Genomic DNA, 15,555 nt, shown 5'->3' on the forward strand with positions numbered 1-15,555 from the left:
GTGTTTTACGGAGCGTTAACGGGAGCGACATCGGTCCGAAGGGTTGACGGGAGGACCATGACGGCAGTTTGGTATACCAAAAACCAACGGACTCCCCCCGGCCCCGAATCGCCCCTGGAGGCCCCGTGTCCCTCGCCGACCGTGCAGCGGCCACCGGCACCACCGCAGCGTCCGTCCCCGACCCCCGGCTCACCAACGAAGACCTCGCGCCCGCGGGCAAGCGCACCTGGAAGGTCTTCGACCTCTTCGCCCTGTGGATGTCCGACGTCCACAACCTCGGCAACTACACCTTCGCCGCCGGACTGCTCTTCCTCGGCATGAACGTCTGGCAGGTTTTCACCTCCCTGCTCGTCGGCTTCGTGATCATCTACGCCGGGATGAACCTGATGGGCCGCATCGGCCAGCGCACCGGCGTGCCGTTCCCCGTCGTCAGCCGCATCGCCTTCGGCGTCTGGGGTGCCAACGTCCCGGCGCTGATCAGGGCCGTCATCGCCATCATGTGGTACGGCATCCAGACCTACCTGGCCTCCGTCGCCGTCAACGTGATGCTGCTGGCCGCCTGGCCCGGGCTGGAGTCCTGGACGCACTCCTCCTTCCTCGGCCTCGACGCGCTCGGCTGGCTCTCCTTCGTCGCGCTGTGGCTGGTCCAGGCGCTGATCATCAGCCGGGGGATGGAGTCGGTCCGCAAGTTCCAGGACTTCTGCGGTCCCGCGATCTGGCTGGTGATGATCGCGCTGGCCCTCTGGATCTTCGCCAAGGCCGGCTGGAGCATCTCGCTGACCAGCACCCCGCACCCGGTGTCGACCGGCGAGCAGTGGCGCCAGTGGTTCGGCGCGATCGGCCTGGTCCTGGCCACCTACGGCACGCTGATGCTCAACTTCTGCGACTTCTCCCGCTTCGCCCCCGACTACCGCACGGTCCGGCGCGGCAACTTCTGGGGCCTGCCGGTCAACTCCACGGCCTTCGTCATCCTCTCCGTGGTCGTCACCGCGGGCGCCTACGAGGTCTTCGGCAAGGAGATCACCGACCCCGCCTACCTGGTCGCGGAGATCGGCAACACCTGGGTCCTGGTGCTGGGCGCGCTGACCTTCGCCATCGCCACCATGGGCGTCAACATCGTCGCCAACTTCGTCTCCCCGGCGTACGACCTGGCCAACGTCTGGCCGCAGAAGATCACCTTCCGGATCGGCGGCATGATCAGCACGGTGGCGGCCCTGGTCGTCACCCCCTGGAACCTCTTCTCCAACCCGACCGTCGTCAACTACTTCCTCGGCGGCCTCGGCGCCTTCCTCGGCCCGCTGTTCGGCGTGATCATGGTCGACTACTACTGGGTCAAGCGCGGCCGGGTCGACGTCGACCAGCTCTTCCGCGCCGAACCGGGCTCCCCGTACCACTACCGCAAAGGCGTCAACCCCAAGGCGCTGTGGGCGTTCCTGCCGTCGGCGGCGGTGGCGGCCGTGCTGGCGCTGGTGAAGACCTTCAGCGACGTGGCGCCGTACTCCTGGTTCATCGGTACGGCGATGGCCGCCGGGCTCTACGGACTCCTGTGCCGGGGCGAGCGGACGGCCGGGGCGGAGGGCTGAGTTCCGGTGCGGATCGTCGTCACCAACTGCAACACGACGCGGACGATGACCGAGGAGATCGTCCAGGGTGCCCGGGCCGCCGCGAGCCCGGGCACCCTGGTGACCGGGCTGACCCCCGGGTGGGGACCCGAATCGGCGGAGGGCTGGCTCGACAGCTACCTCTCCGCCGCCGCGGTCATCGACACCTTGCGGACCTACGACGGACCGCCGTACGACGCGGTCGTCCTGGCCGGCTTCGGGGAGCACGGCCGGGAGGGCGTCCGGGAACTGGTCGGCGTACCGGTCGTCGACATCACCGAGGCCGCGGCGCACCTAGCCTGTCTGCTGGGCCGGCGCTACGGCGTCGTCACCACCCTGGAGCGGGCGCGCGGGCAGATCGAGGACAGCCTGGAGACGGCGGGCGTGGCCCGCAACTGCGCCGCCGTCGTCGGCACCGGCCTCGGCGTCCTCGACCTCGACGACGGCGAGCGCACCCGGGCCGCGCTGCTGACCGCCGCCGAGCGGGTCCGGGCGGCGGGCGCGGAGGTGCTGGTCCTCGGGTGCGCCGGCATGACGGGGCTGCGGCGGTCGGTGGAAGCGGTGGGGGAGGAACTGGGGCTGCCGGTCGTGGACGGCGTGGCTGCGGCGGTGCGGCTGGCTGAGTCGCTGGTCGCCCTCGGACTGACCACGAGCCGGGCGGGCGGCTACGCGGCGCCGCTGCCGAAGCGGCGGGAGTGGGGCCGGCCGGGTCCCTGACCGCCGCGGCCCCGTACCCGTACCCGTACTCCGTGCCCCGTTCCCCCGTCTCCGTGGCCCGTCCCCCCCCGTACGCTTCCCGCGCGGGCGCACCGTCCGCCCCGCCCCGCCCCGGCCCGACCGGAAGGACCCCGTATGCCGGCCCGGACCGACGACCAGGACTTCCTGGACGCCACCGCCGACCGCCTCGCCGCGCTGCCCGCCGTCCGCGCGGTCGCCCTCGGCGGCTCCCGGGCCCGGCGCACCCACCGCCCCGACAGCGACTGGGACCTGGCGGTCTACTACCGCGGCGCCTTCGACCCGGCCGACCTGCGCGCCGTCGGCTGGGAGGGCGAGGTCAGCGAGATCGGCGCCTGGGGTGGCGGTGTCTTCAACGGCGGGGCGTGGCTGACGGTCGACGGCCGGCGGGTCGACGTGCACTACCGGGACCTGGACGTGGTCGAGCACGAGCTGAGCCAGGCGGCGGCGGGCCGCTTCCGGGTCGAGCCGCTGATGTTCCACCTGGCCGGTATTCCGACGTACCTGATCGTCGCGGAGCTGGCGGTCAACCGGACCCTGCGCGGCGACCTGCCCCGCCCCGCCTACCCGGAGCCACTGCGCCGGACCGCCGCCGAGCACTGGTGGGGCATGGCCGGCGCGACCCTCGACTACGCCGAGGCCGGGCACGTCCCCAAGGGGGCCGTCACCCAGGTCGCGGGCGCGCTCGCCCTCGCCGCGGTCCAGACGGCGCACGCGGTGCTGGCGGGGCGCGGGGAATGGGTCACCAATGAGAAGGGCCTGGTGGAGCGGGCCGGGCTGGGCGCGATCGACACGCTGCTGACCGGGCTGGCCCCGGGGCCGCGGGCGCTCGCCGGGGCGGTGGGGGAGGCGCGAACGCTGCTGGCGAGCGCTGTGGACGCCGCCGCGCGCCGCTGAATCAGCGCTGCGCGGTGGGCCGTACGACGATCTCGTTGAGGTCGACCTGGTCCGGCTGGGCGACGGCGTAGACGATGGCGTCCGCGATCGCCGCCGGGTCCAGGGCGATCGCGTCCCGGCGTTCCAGCAGCGCGGCCCGGGCGTCCGGGTCGGCCACCGCGTTGACGAAGTCGGTGTGCACGAAACCCGGGGAGACGACGGTGACGCGCAGGTCACCGACCTCCTGCCGCAGTCCTTCGCACACCTTGCCTACGGCCGCCTTGGTCGCGGAGTAGACCGCCTGGCCCGGGACGGTGCGGTACGCGGACGTCGACGACACCGTGACCAGGTGCCCGGCCGCCTGGCGGCGGAAGACCGGCAGCGCGGCGGCGATGCCGTACAGCACGCCCCGCAGATTCACGTCGATCATGTCGTCCCATTCGTCGACGCGCAGATCCGCCAGTGGGGAGATCGGCCCGATGCCCGCGTTGTTGACCAGGACGTCGAGCCGCCCGAACTCGTCGACCGCCGTGTCGACGAGACGGACGAGGTCCTCGCGCCGCCGTACGTCGGCCGGCACGCCGAGGGCACGGCCGCCGCCCGCGCGGATATCGGCGGCGAGCCGCTCGACCAGGTCTGCGCGCCGGGCGCCGAGGACGACCGTCGCCCCGCGCTCCGCGAGGGCCAGCGCGGTGGCCCGGCCGATGCCGCTGCTGGCACCGGTGACGACGATGACCTTGCCGCGGGTCTCGCCTGTCTCGCGGGTCTCGCCGGTTTCGCCGGTCTCGCGGGTCTCGGTGCGGGGCTGGTCCGTGTGGGACATGGTGTGGTGCTCCTCAGATCTTTCGGGGGATCGTTCGCCAGTCGTTCGCTGGTCGTCCGTCGGTCGCTCGTCGGGCGGGTCCGACGGGGGTGGCTTCAGTCTGCGATAGCTTCAGCCTGGTATACAGAGCCGCTTTATTCTGGAACCTGAGGTGCCACGACATGCCGCAGAAGCCGCAGGACCAACGCCGTGAGCTGGCCGCCTTCCTGCGCAGCCGCCGGGAGCGGATCACCCCCGACCAGGTGGGGATGCCGCCCACCGGCCGCCGCCGGACGCCCGGACTGCGCCGGGAGGAACTCGCGCTGCTCGCCGGGATCAGCGCCACCTGGTACACGTACCTGGAGCAGGGCCGGGACATCCGGGCCTCCGACCAGGTGCTCGACGCCCTCGCCACGGCGCTGCGGCTCGACCGCCACGAACGCGACCACCTCTTCGGGCTCGCCGGACACACCCCCGGACCCGATGCCGAGCCGCCCGAGCCGCTCGCCGCCGAGGTGGCCGCCGTCCCGCTGCTGCTCCAGCCGCGGCCGGCGTACATCATCGACGGCACCTACGACGTGCTCAGCCACAACGCGGCGGCCGGGCGGCTGTTCCCGAACCTCGCCGAGCCGGCGGACCAGCCGGCGAACTTCGCCCGCTGGACCTTCCTCGACCCGGCCGCCCGGGACTTCCTCGTCGACTGGGAGACGGAGGCGCGCGGCTTGCTCGCCCGGCTGCGGACCCTGGCCGGACGGCACCCGGGCGACCCCCGGTACACACGGCTGATCGACGAGCTGAAGGAGGGCAGCGCACACGTGCGGGCCTGGTGGCAGCGGTACGACGTACAGGTCCAGCACGGCGGACGGAAACGGATGCGGCATCCCGGGGGAGCGGTGGCCGAGTACGTCTACACGGCGTTCCACCTGGCCGAACGGCCGGAGTTCACGCTCGTCGTCTACACCGAGGAAGACCCCGACGGCCTGGCAGCCGTCACCTCGTAGAAACGGCGCCGTTCGCTTTCGCGTACCCGCACGCCGTACCGTGGGGACCGCAAGTGACAAGCCCGGCCACCGTCGCCCGAAGGCTCACCCCGCCCTCGACGAGACGACTGGAGGCCGTGCCGTGTCCCGCCGCACCCCCGCCCTCGCCCTTCCGCCCTGGCTGGCGCACGCCCTGCGCGCCCAGCGCGGACCGGTGCCGTGGAGCGCGGTCGTGCGCGGGGCGCTTGCCGCCGGGCCGCTGCTGATCGCCGCCGACGCGGCCGGGCGGCTCTCCCTGGGAGTCGTCGCCGCGATCGCCGCCATGCTGGCCGGGATCAACGACCGGCCGGGCAGCCGACGGGTCTCCGTCCGCCGGATCGGCGTCCCCGCGCTGGCGGGCGCGGCCGGACTGTGCGCCGGTACGTACGCCGGGGAGCACCTCGGCGCTGTCGCGCTGACCCTCGTACTGACCGTGCTCGGACTGTTCGCCGGGAGCCTCAGCGCCGTCGGACCGGTGGCGTCCGGGGCGGCCACCCAGTTGCTGGTGGCCTCCGCGATCGGGGCCGGGATGCCGCTGCCCGATCCGGGCTGGCAGCGCGTGCTGGCCTTCCTCGCCGGAGCCGGGTGGCTGCTCGCGCTGCGGCTGGCCCTGCCCACGCCCGGCCCGCTGACCGGCGACTTCCGCACGGACTCCGGCACGGACTCCCGCGCGGACTTCCGCTTCGACTTCCGGCTCGACTTCCGATTCGACGGGGAACGCGCCGCCGTCGCCGGGGTCTACGACGCCGTCGCCGCGCTGCTCGACGCGACCGGTACCGAGCACGCCGTCGCCCGCCGGGCCGCGCTCACCGCCGCGCTGGACCAGGCGCAGGACGCGTTCGCGGGTCCCCGGCTGCGCCGTTACGCCTCCTCCTCGGCCGAGCGCCGGCTGCACGCGCAGTACGCCGCCGCGCTGCCGCTCGCCGAGGCCGCCACCGCGCTGGCCTGGGCGGGCGAGCCCCTTCCCCGCCGCGCCAGTGAGGGGCCCCGGCGGCTCGCGGCGGCCGTCCGCGCCGGAGCGCACACCGGGCCGCTGCCCGCCCCCGCGCGCTCCGCACCCGGTCTGCGCGCCCTCGACGACGCCCTGCTGCACGCCGCCGTCGCCTTCGACCGGGGCCGCGGCGGCGACCTGCCCACCCGCCGGCGGTCGCCCGGTTCGGTGCTGCGCACGGTCTTCGGCGCGGGCGGCCGGGAGTACGGGCTGCGGGTCGGCCTCTGCTTCGGAGCCGGCGCGGCCGTCGCGCAGGCACTGCACCACGCCCAGTGGTACGGGCCGCACCAGCACTGGTACTGGCTGCCCGCCACCGCCGTCTTCCTGGTCAAGCCCGACCTCGGACCGCTGGCCTCCCGGGTGCTGTGCCGGGCCGCCGGGACGGTCCTCGGCGCCCTGGTCTTCACCGCCCTCGCCGCCGTACTGCCCCGGCCGGAGGGGCTCGTCGCCCTCGTCGCCGTCGCCGGTGCCCTGATCCCGGTGGCCACCCGGCACTTCGCCGCGCAGACCGCCGTGGTCACCGTCCTCGTGCTGGCCCTGGTCATGGTCGGCGGCGAGCCGCAGGCGTCCGCCGGGCGCATCGGCGAGACCCTGCTGGCCTGCGCGATCGTGCTGGTCGTCGGGCATCTGCCGATGCCGGGGCGGGGCGGCGCCGGGGTCCGCGCCCGGCTCACCGCCGCTGGGCACGCCGGGCACGCCTACCTCGCCCACGTACTGAGCGAGTCCGACGACCGGGCCCGGCGCTGGACGCTGCGCCGGGAGGCGTACCGCACGCTCGCCGAGGCCCGCGCGGCCATCGCGCTGGCCGCCGCCGAACTGCCCGCCCTGGCCCGCCACTCCGAGGGCGCCGACGAGGTCGCCGCCACCCTGGAACGGCTCGCCGACACCACTACCGCGTGCGCCGTGCACCTCGACGACACCGGCCGGCTCACCCCGCGCCACCTCGAACGGCTCGCCGAGCTGCGCGACGAACTGACCGAGCGGCGCACCCGCGCCGGCGTGCGCCTGCCCGAGCTACCACTCGCCGGCTGATCCGCCCGAGATCCCGCGCGGGCGCCGTACGTTGGCCCCATGACGCATCACGCGCAGCCGCAGCCGCCCCCCGCGCAGCCCGCCGATCTCGTCATCACCGGCTGCACCGTCCTCGTCCACGAGGAAGCCGGGGAACGCCACTCATTCACGCCGGACGCCGGGGAACGCCTCTCGTTCACGCCGGACGCCGGCATCGTCGTGCGCGGCGGTGCCATCGCGTCCGTGACCACCGCTGAGGCGGCCGCCGCCCTGCCCGCCGCCGAACGCATCGACGCGCGCGGCCAGGTGGCGCTGCCCGGACTGATCAACTGCCATACGCACGCGCCCATGGTCGCCCTGCGCGGCCTGGCCGAGGACCTGCCCACCGAGGAGTGGTTCAACGACGTCGTCTGGCCGGTGGAGTCCAATCTCACCGCGCGGGATGTCGAACTGGGTGCCCGGCTCGCCTGCGCCGAGATGATCCGGGCCGGCGTGACCTGCTTCGCGGACCACTACTTCGCCATGGACACGGTCGCCGACGTGGTCGCCGAGTGCGGGATGCGCGCGCTGCTCGGGCAGGCGTACTTCTCCTCACAGGGGCGCGAGGGGCGTGAGAAGTCCCTCGACTTCGCGCTGCGCCGCCGGGGTGGTGCGAACGGCCGGATCACCACCGCGCTCGCCCCGCACGCCCCCTACACCGTCACCGACGCCGACCTGGCCGCCACCGCCGAACTCGCCCGCGCCCACGCTCTGCCCGTCCATCTGCACGCCGCCGAGAACCGCGACCAGACCGAGCACAGCCTCGCCCGGCACGGCGCCACCCCCGTCGAGATCCTGGACCGTACCGGCGTCCTCGACACCGACGTGCTGATCGCGCACGGCACCGGCATTCTCGACCGCGACCTGCCGGTGCTGGCCCGGGCCGGCGGCCGTACGGCGGTGGCGACCGCGCCCCGCGGCTACCTCAAGTTCGCCTGGCCCACCACCACACCGATCCGCGCCCTGCGCTCCATCGGCGTGGACGTGGGACTGGCCACGGACGGCGCCGCCTCCAACAACTCCCTCGACGTGTGGGAGGCGATGGCGCTCACCTCCCTGGTCCAGAAGCAGACCGAGGGCGACCCGCGCTGGCTGACCGCACGGCAGGCGCTGCACCACGCCACGCTCCAGAGCGCCCGCGCGGTCGGCCTGGGGGAGACGGCCGGGCGGATCGCGCCGGGCCGGCCGGCCGACCTCGTCCTGGTCGACCTCACCGGACCGCACACCCAGCCCGTGCACGACCTGGCCGCCACCCTCGTGCACAGCGCCCGTTCCTCCGACGTACGCACCACCGTCGTCGACGGACGGGTGCTGATGCGGGACCGCCAACTGCTCACCCTCGACGTCCCGTCAGTGCTGCGGGAGCTGGAGCGGCGGCTGCCCACGCTGGTCGAACGCGGCCACGGCGGGCGCGTCCAGACGTACGACACCTGACCTGTTCCGAACCGGCCGAAGAATTTTTCCGCCGCCGCGATGAGTTCCGCCGCCGCCACCGGTCCACCCCCTGACGGACCGTTGCACAGGAGGAGCCCATGTCGCTTCCCGAGATCGTCTCCCGCCGTGAATGGCGCGCGGCACGCGAGGCGTTGCTGGCCAAGGAGAAGGCGGCCACCCGCGCGCGCGACGCGCTCAACGCCGAGCGCCGCGGACTGCCCATGGTGGAGATCGACAAGGAGTACGTGTTCGAGGGCGGTGACGGCAAGGCCACCCTGCTCGACCTGTTCGAGGGACGGCGGCAACTCGTCGTCCACCACTTCATGTTCGCCCCCGAGTGGGACGCCGGCTGCCGCAGCTGCTCGGCGTTCCTGGACCAGATCGGCCATCTGGCGCACCTGCGGGCCCGCTCCACGTCGTTCGCGGCGGTGTCCCGGGCGCCGTACCCCAGAATCCTGCCGTTCAAGGCCCGGATGGGCTGGACGCTGCCCTGGTACTCGTCGTACGTCACCGACTTCAACGAGGATTTCGACGTCACCCTCGACCACGAGGGCGAGCTGATCGAGCGGCCGGGCCTGAGCTGCTTTCTGCGGGACCACGATCGCGTCTTCCACACCTATTCGACGTACGAGCGCGGTCTCGACTGCCTCGGCTCGACCAGCAGCCTGCTGGATCTGACCGCACTGGGGCGCCAGGAGGCGTGGGAGGAGCCCGAGGGGCGCGCGTCAGCTCTCGGTGCGCCTGCGGGCAGTGAGCGCCTCCGTTACCACGACGAATACGAAGACTGACAGCAGCTGTTACGGAAAGTAGCCGAAACGGCTGAAAGGCCGAGGCGAAGCTCACTCTTTGCGGTGAACGAGTGTCAGCTACGTCTCGATAGCGTCACTTGGCGAGCCGTTCACCCCATCGTTGGCGTTTAACTCTACGAGTGCAACGTTGGATGGAGGTGCGGAGTGAACGGGCGAACAGTGCTCGAACGCTTTCCGGCCGGTGGACCGCGCGGGTCCTGGCCGGCCGAGGAGTTCGCGAACGCGCGGCGCCAGGAGGGACTGCCCGCCGAGGTCGTCATGGACCTCGCGACCGACATGTTCCTGGTGATCGTGCGGGGTGGCGACGCGGCCGGGGACGCCGCGGCCTGAGCCGCGCGGTCACTTGGCGCGTGGCTGATCAGACCGGCTTGGGCGCGGACACCGGCGCCCTGGTGAACTGCTCGGCCTGGAGCGAGTACAACTCGGCGTAGACACCGCCGGTGGCGAGCAGCTCGTCGGGCGTCCCGGACTCCACGAGGCGGCCCTGGTCCAGGACGTGCACCAAATCCGCGTGGCGCACGGACGCCAGCCGGTGCGTGATCAGCACCACCGTCTGGCCGCTGCCGGCCAGCGCCCGGATCTTTTCAAAAACCTCCAGCTCGGCCCGCGCGTCCAGCGCCGCGGTCGGCTCGTCCACCACGAGGATGTGGCCCTTGCGGTAGGCGGCGCGCGCGATCCCGAGCCGCTGCCACTGCCCGCCGGACAGTTCGTGCCCGCCGGTGAAGTGCCGGGCGAGCAGCGTGTCCAGACCGTGCGGCAGGTCCGCGACCACCTCCCCGGCCCCCGCCTCGGCGACCGCGCCGGCCACCCGCTCCTCGTCCAGCGGCGCGGTGGAGCGGCCCACGGCGACGTTCACCCGGGCCGTGAACGGCCACCGTTTGAAGTCCTGCGCCACCATCGCGATCCGCTCGGCCAGCTCCCGCCGGTCGGCCGCGGCGGCGTCGACCCCGTCCCACAGGACGCGTCCCCGCTCCGGGGTGTAGAGCCCGGCGAGCAGCTTGACCAGCGTGGTCTTGCCCGAACCGTTCTCGCCGACGAGCGCGACGATCCGGCCGAGGGGGAGGCTGAGCGACACGTCGTCGAGCGCGGGACGGGTGGCGTCGCCCGGGTAGTGGAAGGTGACGTTCTCGAAGCGGATCTCGCGCGGGTCGGCGGGCAGCGCCGCGCCGCCCACCGGAATCGTGCGCTTGGCCGCCTCGACGTGCAGCCGCTCCAGGTCGCCGACGAACAGCGCCTCCTCGTGCAGCGCGTTCACCTCCACCACCAGGGTCTCCAGGCTCTGCGAGCCGGTGCGGATCGCGATCACCGCGGTGCCCGCCACCGACAGGGCCATCGCACCGCCCAGCAGCAGCCCGCCGAGCGTCGCGTACGTCCCCGCCGTCGCCAGCCCGGTCCAGGCCGCCGCGATCAGGCCGGTACGGGCCGCCAGTCCCGCCAGCCGGGCCTGCTCCGCCTCCGCCGTCTCCGACATCGCCCGGTAGTGCCGCAGCAGGAACCCGCCCACCCCGTGCACCCGGATCTCGGGCGCCGCCTCCGGTTCGATGAGCAGACCGGCGATCAGCCGGCCGGCCCGCACGTGCTGCACCCACGCCTGGTAGGACTCGTACCGGCGCCGGGCGACCGTCAGCGCGCTCCAGGCGCTCGGCAGCGTCATGGTCACCAGCAGCGGCAGCAGCGCCGGATGCAGCACGGTCAGCACACCGGCCGCCGTCACCAGCGAGATCATCGCGTTGATCACGCGTGCGCTGTACGCGATCATGTGCCGGGCCGATACGGCGCCGTACTGGGCGGTGTCCAGCAGCTTGTGGAAGGCGTGGTCCTCGATGGCGGCCAGTTCCACCTCGGTCGCCCGCTGCAGGTACTGCTCCGTCGCCACCCGCTCCACCTTGGGCTCCAGCCGCCCCGTGGCGTAGGTGGTGGCCGCCCGCAGCAGCGCCGCCACCAGCATCATCGCGGCCACCGTGACCAGCGCGGGCAGGGCGTCGCGCAGCCGCTCCTCGATCGGCCCCGGCGTCATCAGCCGGCCCAGCACGCTGTTGACCGCGAGCAGGCTCACCGCCTGGGCCACGCCTCGACCGGCCTCGGCCGCGAGGACGGTCCGCGCGGCCACCGGGTCGGCCCGCCGGGCGAGCCGGAAACTGGCGGCCAGCAGGGCCGGCAACCGGGTCACCATGGACCGGAAGCCCAGCTCCAGGAACGCGTCGGAGTGCTGGTTCCAGCCCGTGTCGTAGCGCAGCGGGCCGCCGAACAGCAGCCGCTCCGAGTCCGACACCCCGGACGGCTCCGGCGTTCCGGACGGCTCCGGCGTGCCGGGTGGCTTCGATTTCCCGGTCGGCTCGGACTTCCCGGTCGGCTTGGATTCTCCGGCAGGCTCCGCGCCACGCTTTTTCCGCACCGTCGGCCTCCCCGATCGTGGACGGACGCCACTATGGCGGGGCAGCGCACACGGGGACAGGGCGCGACCGGGGGAGACCGGTGCGCGCGGGCGCACGACGGTTCCCGTACGCCGTGTGGTGCGGTCCGGAAGGCCGGGCGTCAGGCGGAGACCGGGCGGGACCAGCTCGGTGTGGTGCCCGTCAGCCGGCACACCGCGAGGTAGAGGGGGATCGGCGGGGTGTAGGGAACCTCGCCGTCCGGACGGTAGATCAGTCCGGGCAGTTCGGGGGAGTCGGGCAGGACCGCGCCGGTGGCGTACCGGGCCGGTGCCGGCCACTCCATGGCGTAGTCGGAGTCGGAGGGGACGATCCACCACCAGTGCGCCTGGTCGGCGTAGACGCACCCCACGCGGGGGAGCCGGGGCAGCACCTGCTGGCCCAGGATCGGCGGGACCGCCACCGCGTCGCAGCCCAGCGGGGCGCTCATGCCGTCGGGGACGGGGAGGCGGTGCGGTGTCCGCGGCGCGTTCAGCCGGCGCTGGAGCCGGACCAGCGTGTCGAGGCCGCGGACCCGAGCACCCGGTGCACCCGATACAGCCCTCACAGTCGTTCTCCCCCCGCTCCGTGACGTCCCGCTTCGGTGCCGAACCCGGGCCCGGGCCCGAACCCGGGCCTCGCTCCAGGCCCAGGTACGGGTCCGGTTCCGATTCCGTGCCCGGTCGCGTGCAGCCCGATCCCGTGCCCGATCCCGTGCTGTCCGGTCCGGTGCGGTGCCCTGGCGGGACCCGCGTCGTCCGTGCGTACGTGCGCCCCGTCCGCCCTGGTGTGCGTCACGTCCTCGCTGCCGGAACTCTCGTCGGCGGAGTCGTTGCGCGGGCGCTCGTCACTGGGATCGTCGTTGCCGGCGCCCTCGTCGCCCGGACCCTCGGTGCCGGAGTCCTCGTCCGGCGGGCCGGGCTTGGGGCGGGCGCCCCAGCCCAGGTCGTCGCGCGGCTCCGGCGCCCCGGCCGCGTCGTCCGCCGCTCGCGCCAGCTCGGCCCAGACCAGCAGTCCGGGGCCGTGCTCCTGTGCGCCCCAGGCGTGACACAGGGCGTCGACCAGGAGCAGTCCTCTGCCGTGCTCGTCCTCGGGCTCGCGCCGGGACGACGGCTGGGGCTGCCCCGGCGCGCACCCCTCGTCCCGTACGGCTATCCGCACCAGGTCGGCGCGGTCGTACAGCTCGCACACTATGTGGCTGCTCGCCGTGTGCACGATGGCGTTGGTGACCAGCTCGGAGACGACCAGAGCCGCCGTGTCGCAGGTGTCCTCACACACCGACCAGCCGGTCAGCCGGGCCCGCGTCAGGCGTCTGGCCTGGGCGGGGGAACCCGGATGGGCGGCCAGCTCGAAGCGGAACCGGCGCTCGGCAGCCGGCCCCGAGGGGGCGGCCCCCGTGGCGGCGCCCGGGCCGTGGGGGCCCGCGGCGGCCTCTGTTCCTAAAGGCGCGGACGGAATCACGCTTGCCACTATCGCCCCGCCGTGAACACTTGGCAAGAGTCACTCTGAAAATTGCAGAGTGCTGTGTGACGTTCTGGACAGGCGTGGCACACTGCTCGCAACAGCACGTCGAGCGGCGCCACTTCAGCTCCGGTCCGAGGCCTGCCCAGGCATTCGGAACGGGTCCGAGGAGGGCGCCGCCGGGCTGTCCGCGCGCGCTCGCGGCCGGTCCGGCACGCCGGCACGCTCAAGGGCTGCCGTACTGCTCGATACGTCTCGATACGAATCGAACGGCTCGACACGTGACAACGGGACTCTTCGTGGAGGTGGAGCGGTGAGCGAACCGCGGTCCGCGCCGACCGTCGGCCAGGTCGTTCTCGGCCGACGCCTGCTGGACCTGCGGGAAAGCGCCGGGATGAAGCGCGAGGAGGCCGCCCGCATCCTCCGCGTCGCCCCCGCCACGGTCCGCCGTATGGAGATGGCCGAGGTCGCGCTGAAGATCCCGTACCTCCAGCTGCTCCTGAAGGCGTACGGCGTCTCCGAGGAGGAGGCCGACGCCTTCGTCCTGCTGGCCGAGGACGCCAACAAGCCGGGGTGGTGGCAGCGGTTCCACGACATCCTGCCCGGCTGGTTCTCGATGTACGTCAGCCTGGAGGGCGCCGCGGCCCTCATCCGCTCCTACGAGCCGCACTTCGTTCCCGGACTGCTCCAGACCGAGGACTACGCGCGCGGGGTGCTGAGATCGGGCGCCATCGGCCAGACCCGCCCCGACGACATCGAACGCCATGTCGATCTGCGGATGCGGCGCCAGGACCTGCTCACCCGCAAGGACGCGCCCCGCCTGTGGGTGGTCATGGACGAGACCGTGCTGCGTCGCCCGGTCGGCGGCCCCGAGGTGATGCGGGAGCAGCTCGACAGGCTGATCGAGGCCGCGGAGCTGCCCAACGTGACCCTCCAGGTCGTCCCGTTCGTGAACGGGCCGCATCCCGGGACGTACGGGCCCTTCGTGCTCTTCCGATTCGCCGTGCCGGAACTTCCGGACATGGTCTACAGCGAGTACCTGACCGGCGCCGTCTACCTGGACGCGCGTGCCGAGGTGGCGACCCACCTCGAGGTCATGGACCGCATGGCGGCGCAGGCCGCTACGGCACATCGCACAAAAGAGATCTTCCGGGATCTCCGCAAGGAGCTGTAATGGATCGCATCACGTCCCAGCCCAGGCCACGGATCCGCGGCCAGCGGATCTACAACGGCATGCCCGCGCGCGAGCTGGGCAGCGAGGGCTGGCACAAGCCGTGGAGCGGCGGCAACGGCGGCAACTGCCTGGAGGCGATGAAGCTCGCCGACGGGCGGATCGCCGTCCGCCAGTCCACCGACCCCGACGGGCCCGCACTGATCTACACGTCCGCCGAGATGACCGCCTTCATCGAAGGAGCGAAGGCCGGAGAGGCGGACTTCCTGCTCTCCTGAAACTTTGCGCACCGCCTGTTGTTAAGCCGCTTGTCGTTCCGTCCCCCTTTCTTGAGCCTGGCTTCGACTTGATCACCCACCGCCGTACCGGCTTAGCCCTCTGGAGTCCGTCATGACCGGACAGCAGCCCGCCGAGATCGACACGAGCAGACCACACCCCGCACGCATGTACGACTGGTACCTCGGCGGCAAGGACAACTACCCCGTCGACGAGGAGATGGGCCGGCAGATGCTCACCCTCGACCCGAGGGTCCCGGTGATGGCGCGCGTCAACCGCGCGTTCATGCACCGGGCCACCCGCTGGCTGTCGGGCCAGGGGGTACGGCAGTTCCTGGACGTCGGCACCGGCATACCGACCGAACCCAACCTCCACCAGGTCGCCCAGGAGACCGCGCCCGACGCCCGCGTCGTCTACTGCGACAACGACCCCATCGTGCTGGCGCACGCGGCGGCCCTGCTGCGCGGCACCCCCGAAGGGGCGACCGAGTACCTCCAGGCCGACGTCCGCGACCCGGACGCCATCCTGGACGGCGCCCGCAAGGTACTGGACCTCGACCGGCCCGTCGCGCTCTCGCTCATCGCGCTGCTGCACTTCGTCTCCGACGCGGACGGCGCCCACGACCTGGTCCGCCGCCTGCTGGCCGCGCTGCCCTCCGGCAGCCATCTGGTGATGACCCACGCGACCGCCGACTTCACCCCCGAGGAGTCCCGGGCGGCCACCGAGAAGCTCAAGGCCGCGGGGGTCACCCTGGCCCTGCGCTCCCGCGAGGAGTTCGCCCGCTTCTTCGACGGCCTCGACCTCGTCGACCCGGGCGTCGGGGTGCCGCACCTGTGGCACCCCGAACTGGGCGAGCCGGTGCCCGGCCAGGAGGACGGTGTGATTCCCGGGTACGGGGCGGTGGCACGCAAACCCTGAG

At 73.0% G+C, this 15,555-nt stretch carries 14 protein-coding genes and 1 pseudogene; 11 read left to right on the top strand and 4 right to left on the bottom strand.

Annotation, left to right across the window (positions count from 1 at the left end; genetic code table 11):
- Window positions 1-125 precede the first annotated feature (125 nt).
- From AB0G32_RS09980 to AB0G32_RS09990, 3 genes are all read left to right on the top strand, one after another.
- Window positions 126-1,583 (top strand): NCS1 family nucleobase:cation symporter-1, encoded by a 1,458-nt coding sequence (locus AB0G32_RS09980; RefSeq protein WP_361160853.1) that lies wholly within the window; start codon window positions 126-128, stop codon window positions 1,581-1,583.
- A 6-nt stretch (window positions 1,584-1,589) separates the two neighbouring features.
- Window positions 1,590-2,318 carry an aspartate/glutamate racemase family protein gene (locus tag AB0G32_RS09985; protein ID WP_361160855.1) on the top strand — a complete coding sequence of 243 codons (729 nt, stop codon included), beginning with the start codon at window positions 1,590-1,592 and terminating at the stop codon, window positions 2,316-2,318.
- 135 nt (window positions 2,319-2,453) lie between these two features.
- Window positions 2,454-3,233, top strand: a complete 780-nt coding sequence (locus AB0G32_RS09990; protein ID WP_361160857.1) for a nucleotidyltransferase domain-containing protein — start codon at window positions 2,454-2,456, stop codon at window positions 3,231-3,233.
- Between the two features lies 1 nt (window position 3,234).
- Here the strand turns inward: AB0G32_RS09990 and AB0G32_RS09995 are convergent, their stop codons facing one another.
- Window positions 3,235-4,035 carry an SDR family oxidoreductase gene (locus tag AB0G32_RS09995; protein WP_361160860.1) on the bottom strand — a complete coding sequence of 267 codons (801 nt, stop codon included), beginning with the start codon at window positions 4,033-4,035 and terminating at the stop codon, window positions 3,235-3,237.
- Between the two features lie 161 nt (window positions 4,036-4,196).
- Between AB0G32_RS09995 and AB0G32_RS10000 the strand changes: the two genes are divergently transcribed.
- The 5 genes from AB0G32_RS10000 (at window position 4,197) to AB0G32_RS10020 (ending at window position 9,647) form a co-directional block, all read left to right on the top strand.
- On the top strand, window positions 4,197-5,015 hold the full coding sequence (locus tag AB0G32_RS10000; protein WP_361160863.1) for a helix-turn-helix transcriptional regulator: 819 nt from the start codon (window positions 4,197-4,199) through the stop codon (window positions 5,013-5,015).
- 121 nt (window positions 5,016-5,136) lie between these two features.
- Window positions 5,137-7,056, top strand: a complete 1,920-nt coding sequence (locus tag AB0G32_RS10005; RefSeq protein WP_361160866.1) for an FUSC family protein — start codon at window positions 5,137-5,139, stop codon at window positions 7,054-7,056.
- 39 nt (window positions 7,057-7,095) lie between these two features.
- The gene (locus tag AB0G32_RS10010; RefSeq protein ID WP_361160868.1) at window positions 7,096-8,508 is read left to right on the top strand and encodes an amidohydrolase; all 1,413 of its coding nucleotides are present in this window, start codon (window positions 7,096-7,098) and stop codon (window positions 8,506-8,508) included.
- A 98-nt stretch (window positions 8,509-8,606) separates the two neighbouring features.
- Window positions 8,607-9,296: a DUF899 domain-containing protein gene (locus AB0G32_RS10015; protein WP_361160871.1), complete on the top strand. Its 690-nt coding sequence runs from the start codon at window positions 8,607-8,609 to the stop codon at window positions 9,294-9,296.
- A gap of 165 nt (window positions 9,297-9,461) precedes the next feature.
- The gene (locus tag AB0G32_RS10020) at window positions 9,462-9,647 is read left to right on the top strand and encodes a hypothetical protein (RefSeq protein ID WP_361160873.1); all 186 of its coding nucleotides are present in this window, start codon (window positions 9,462-9,464) and stop codon (window positions 9,645-9,647) included.
- A 28-nt stretch (window positions 9,648-9,675) separates the two neighbouring features.
- Here the strand turns inward: AB0G32_RS10020 and AB0G32_RS10025 are convergent, their stop codons facing one another.
- From AB0G32_RS10025 to AB0G32_RS10035, 3 genes and pseudogenes are all read right to left on the bottom strand, one after another.
- On the bottom strand, window positions 9,676-11,589 hold the full coding sequence (locus AB0G32_RS10025) for an ABC transporter ATP-binding protein (RefSeq protein ID WP_361160876.1): 1,914 nt from the start codon (window positions 11,587-11,589) through the stop codon (window positions 9,676-9,678).
- A gap of 263 nt (window positions 11,590-11,852) precedes the next feature.
- Window positions 11,853-12,296 (bottom strand): hypothetical protein, encoded by a 444-nt coding sequence (locus AB0G32_RS10030; protein ID WP_361160879.1) that lies wholly within the window; start codon window positions 12,294-12,296, stop codon window positions 11,853-11,855.
- A 320-nt stretch (window positions 12,297-12,616) separates the two neighbouring features.
- Window positions 12,617-13,198: pseudogene (locus AB0G32_RS10035) on the bottom strand (ATP-binding protein); the annotation flags it as partial.
- Window positions 13,199-13,502: 304 nt separating this feature from the next.
- On the opposite strand from AB0G32_RS10035, the gene AB0G32_RS10040 reads away from it, so the two are divergent.
- The 3 genes from AB0G32_RS10040 (at window position 13,503) to AB0G32_RS10050 (ending at window position 15,554) form a co-directional block, all read left to right on the top strand.
- Window positions 13,503-14,363, top strand: a complete 861-nt coding sequence (locus AB0G32_RS10040; RefSeq protein WP_361160882.1) for a helix-turn-helix transcriptional regulator — start codon at window positions 13,503-13,505, stop codon at window positions 14,361-14,363.
- A complete protein-coding gene (locus tag AB0G32_RS10045) occupies window positions 14,363-14,638 on the top strand; it encodes a DUF397 domain-containing protein (RefSeq protein ID WP_361160885.1) in 276 nt (91 codons plus the stop codon). Before AB0G32_RS10040 ends, AB0G32_RS10045 begins: the two co-directional genes overlap by 1 nt.
- Before the next feature lie 112 nt (window positions 14,639-14,750).
- Window positions 14,751-15,554 carry an SAM-dependent methyltransferase gene (locus AB0G32_RS10050; protein ID WP_361160888.1) on the top strand — a complete coding sequence of 268 codons (804 nt, stop codon included), beginning with the start codon at window positions 14,751-14,753 and terminating at the stop codon, window positions 15,552-15,554.
- The last annotated feature ends 1 nt before the right edge of the window (window position 15,555 follow it).

The sequence above is a fragment of the Streptomyces sp. NPDC023723 genome, assembly GCF_040639815.1.
Lineage (GTDB): Bacteria > Actinomycetota > Actinomycetes > Streptomycetales > Streptomycetaceae > Streptomyces.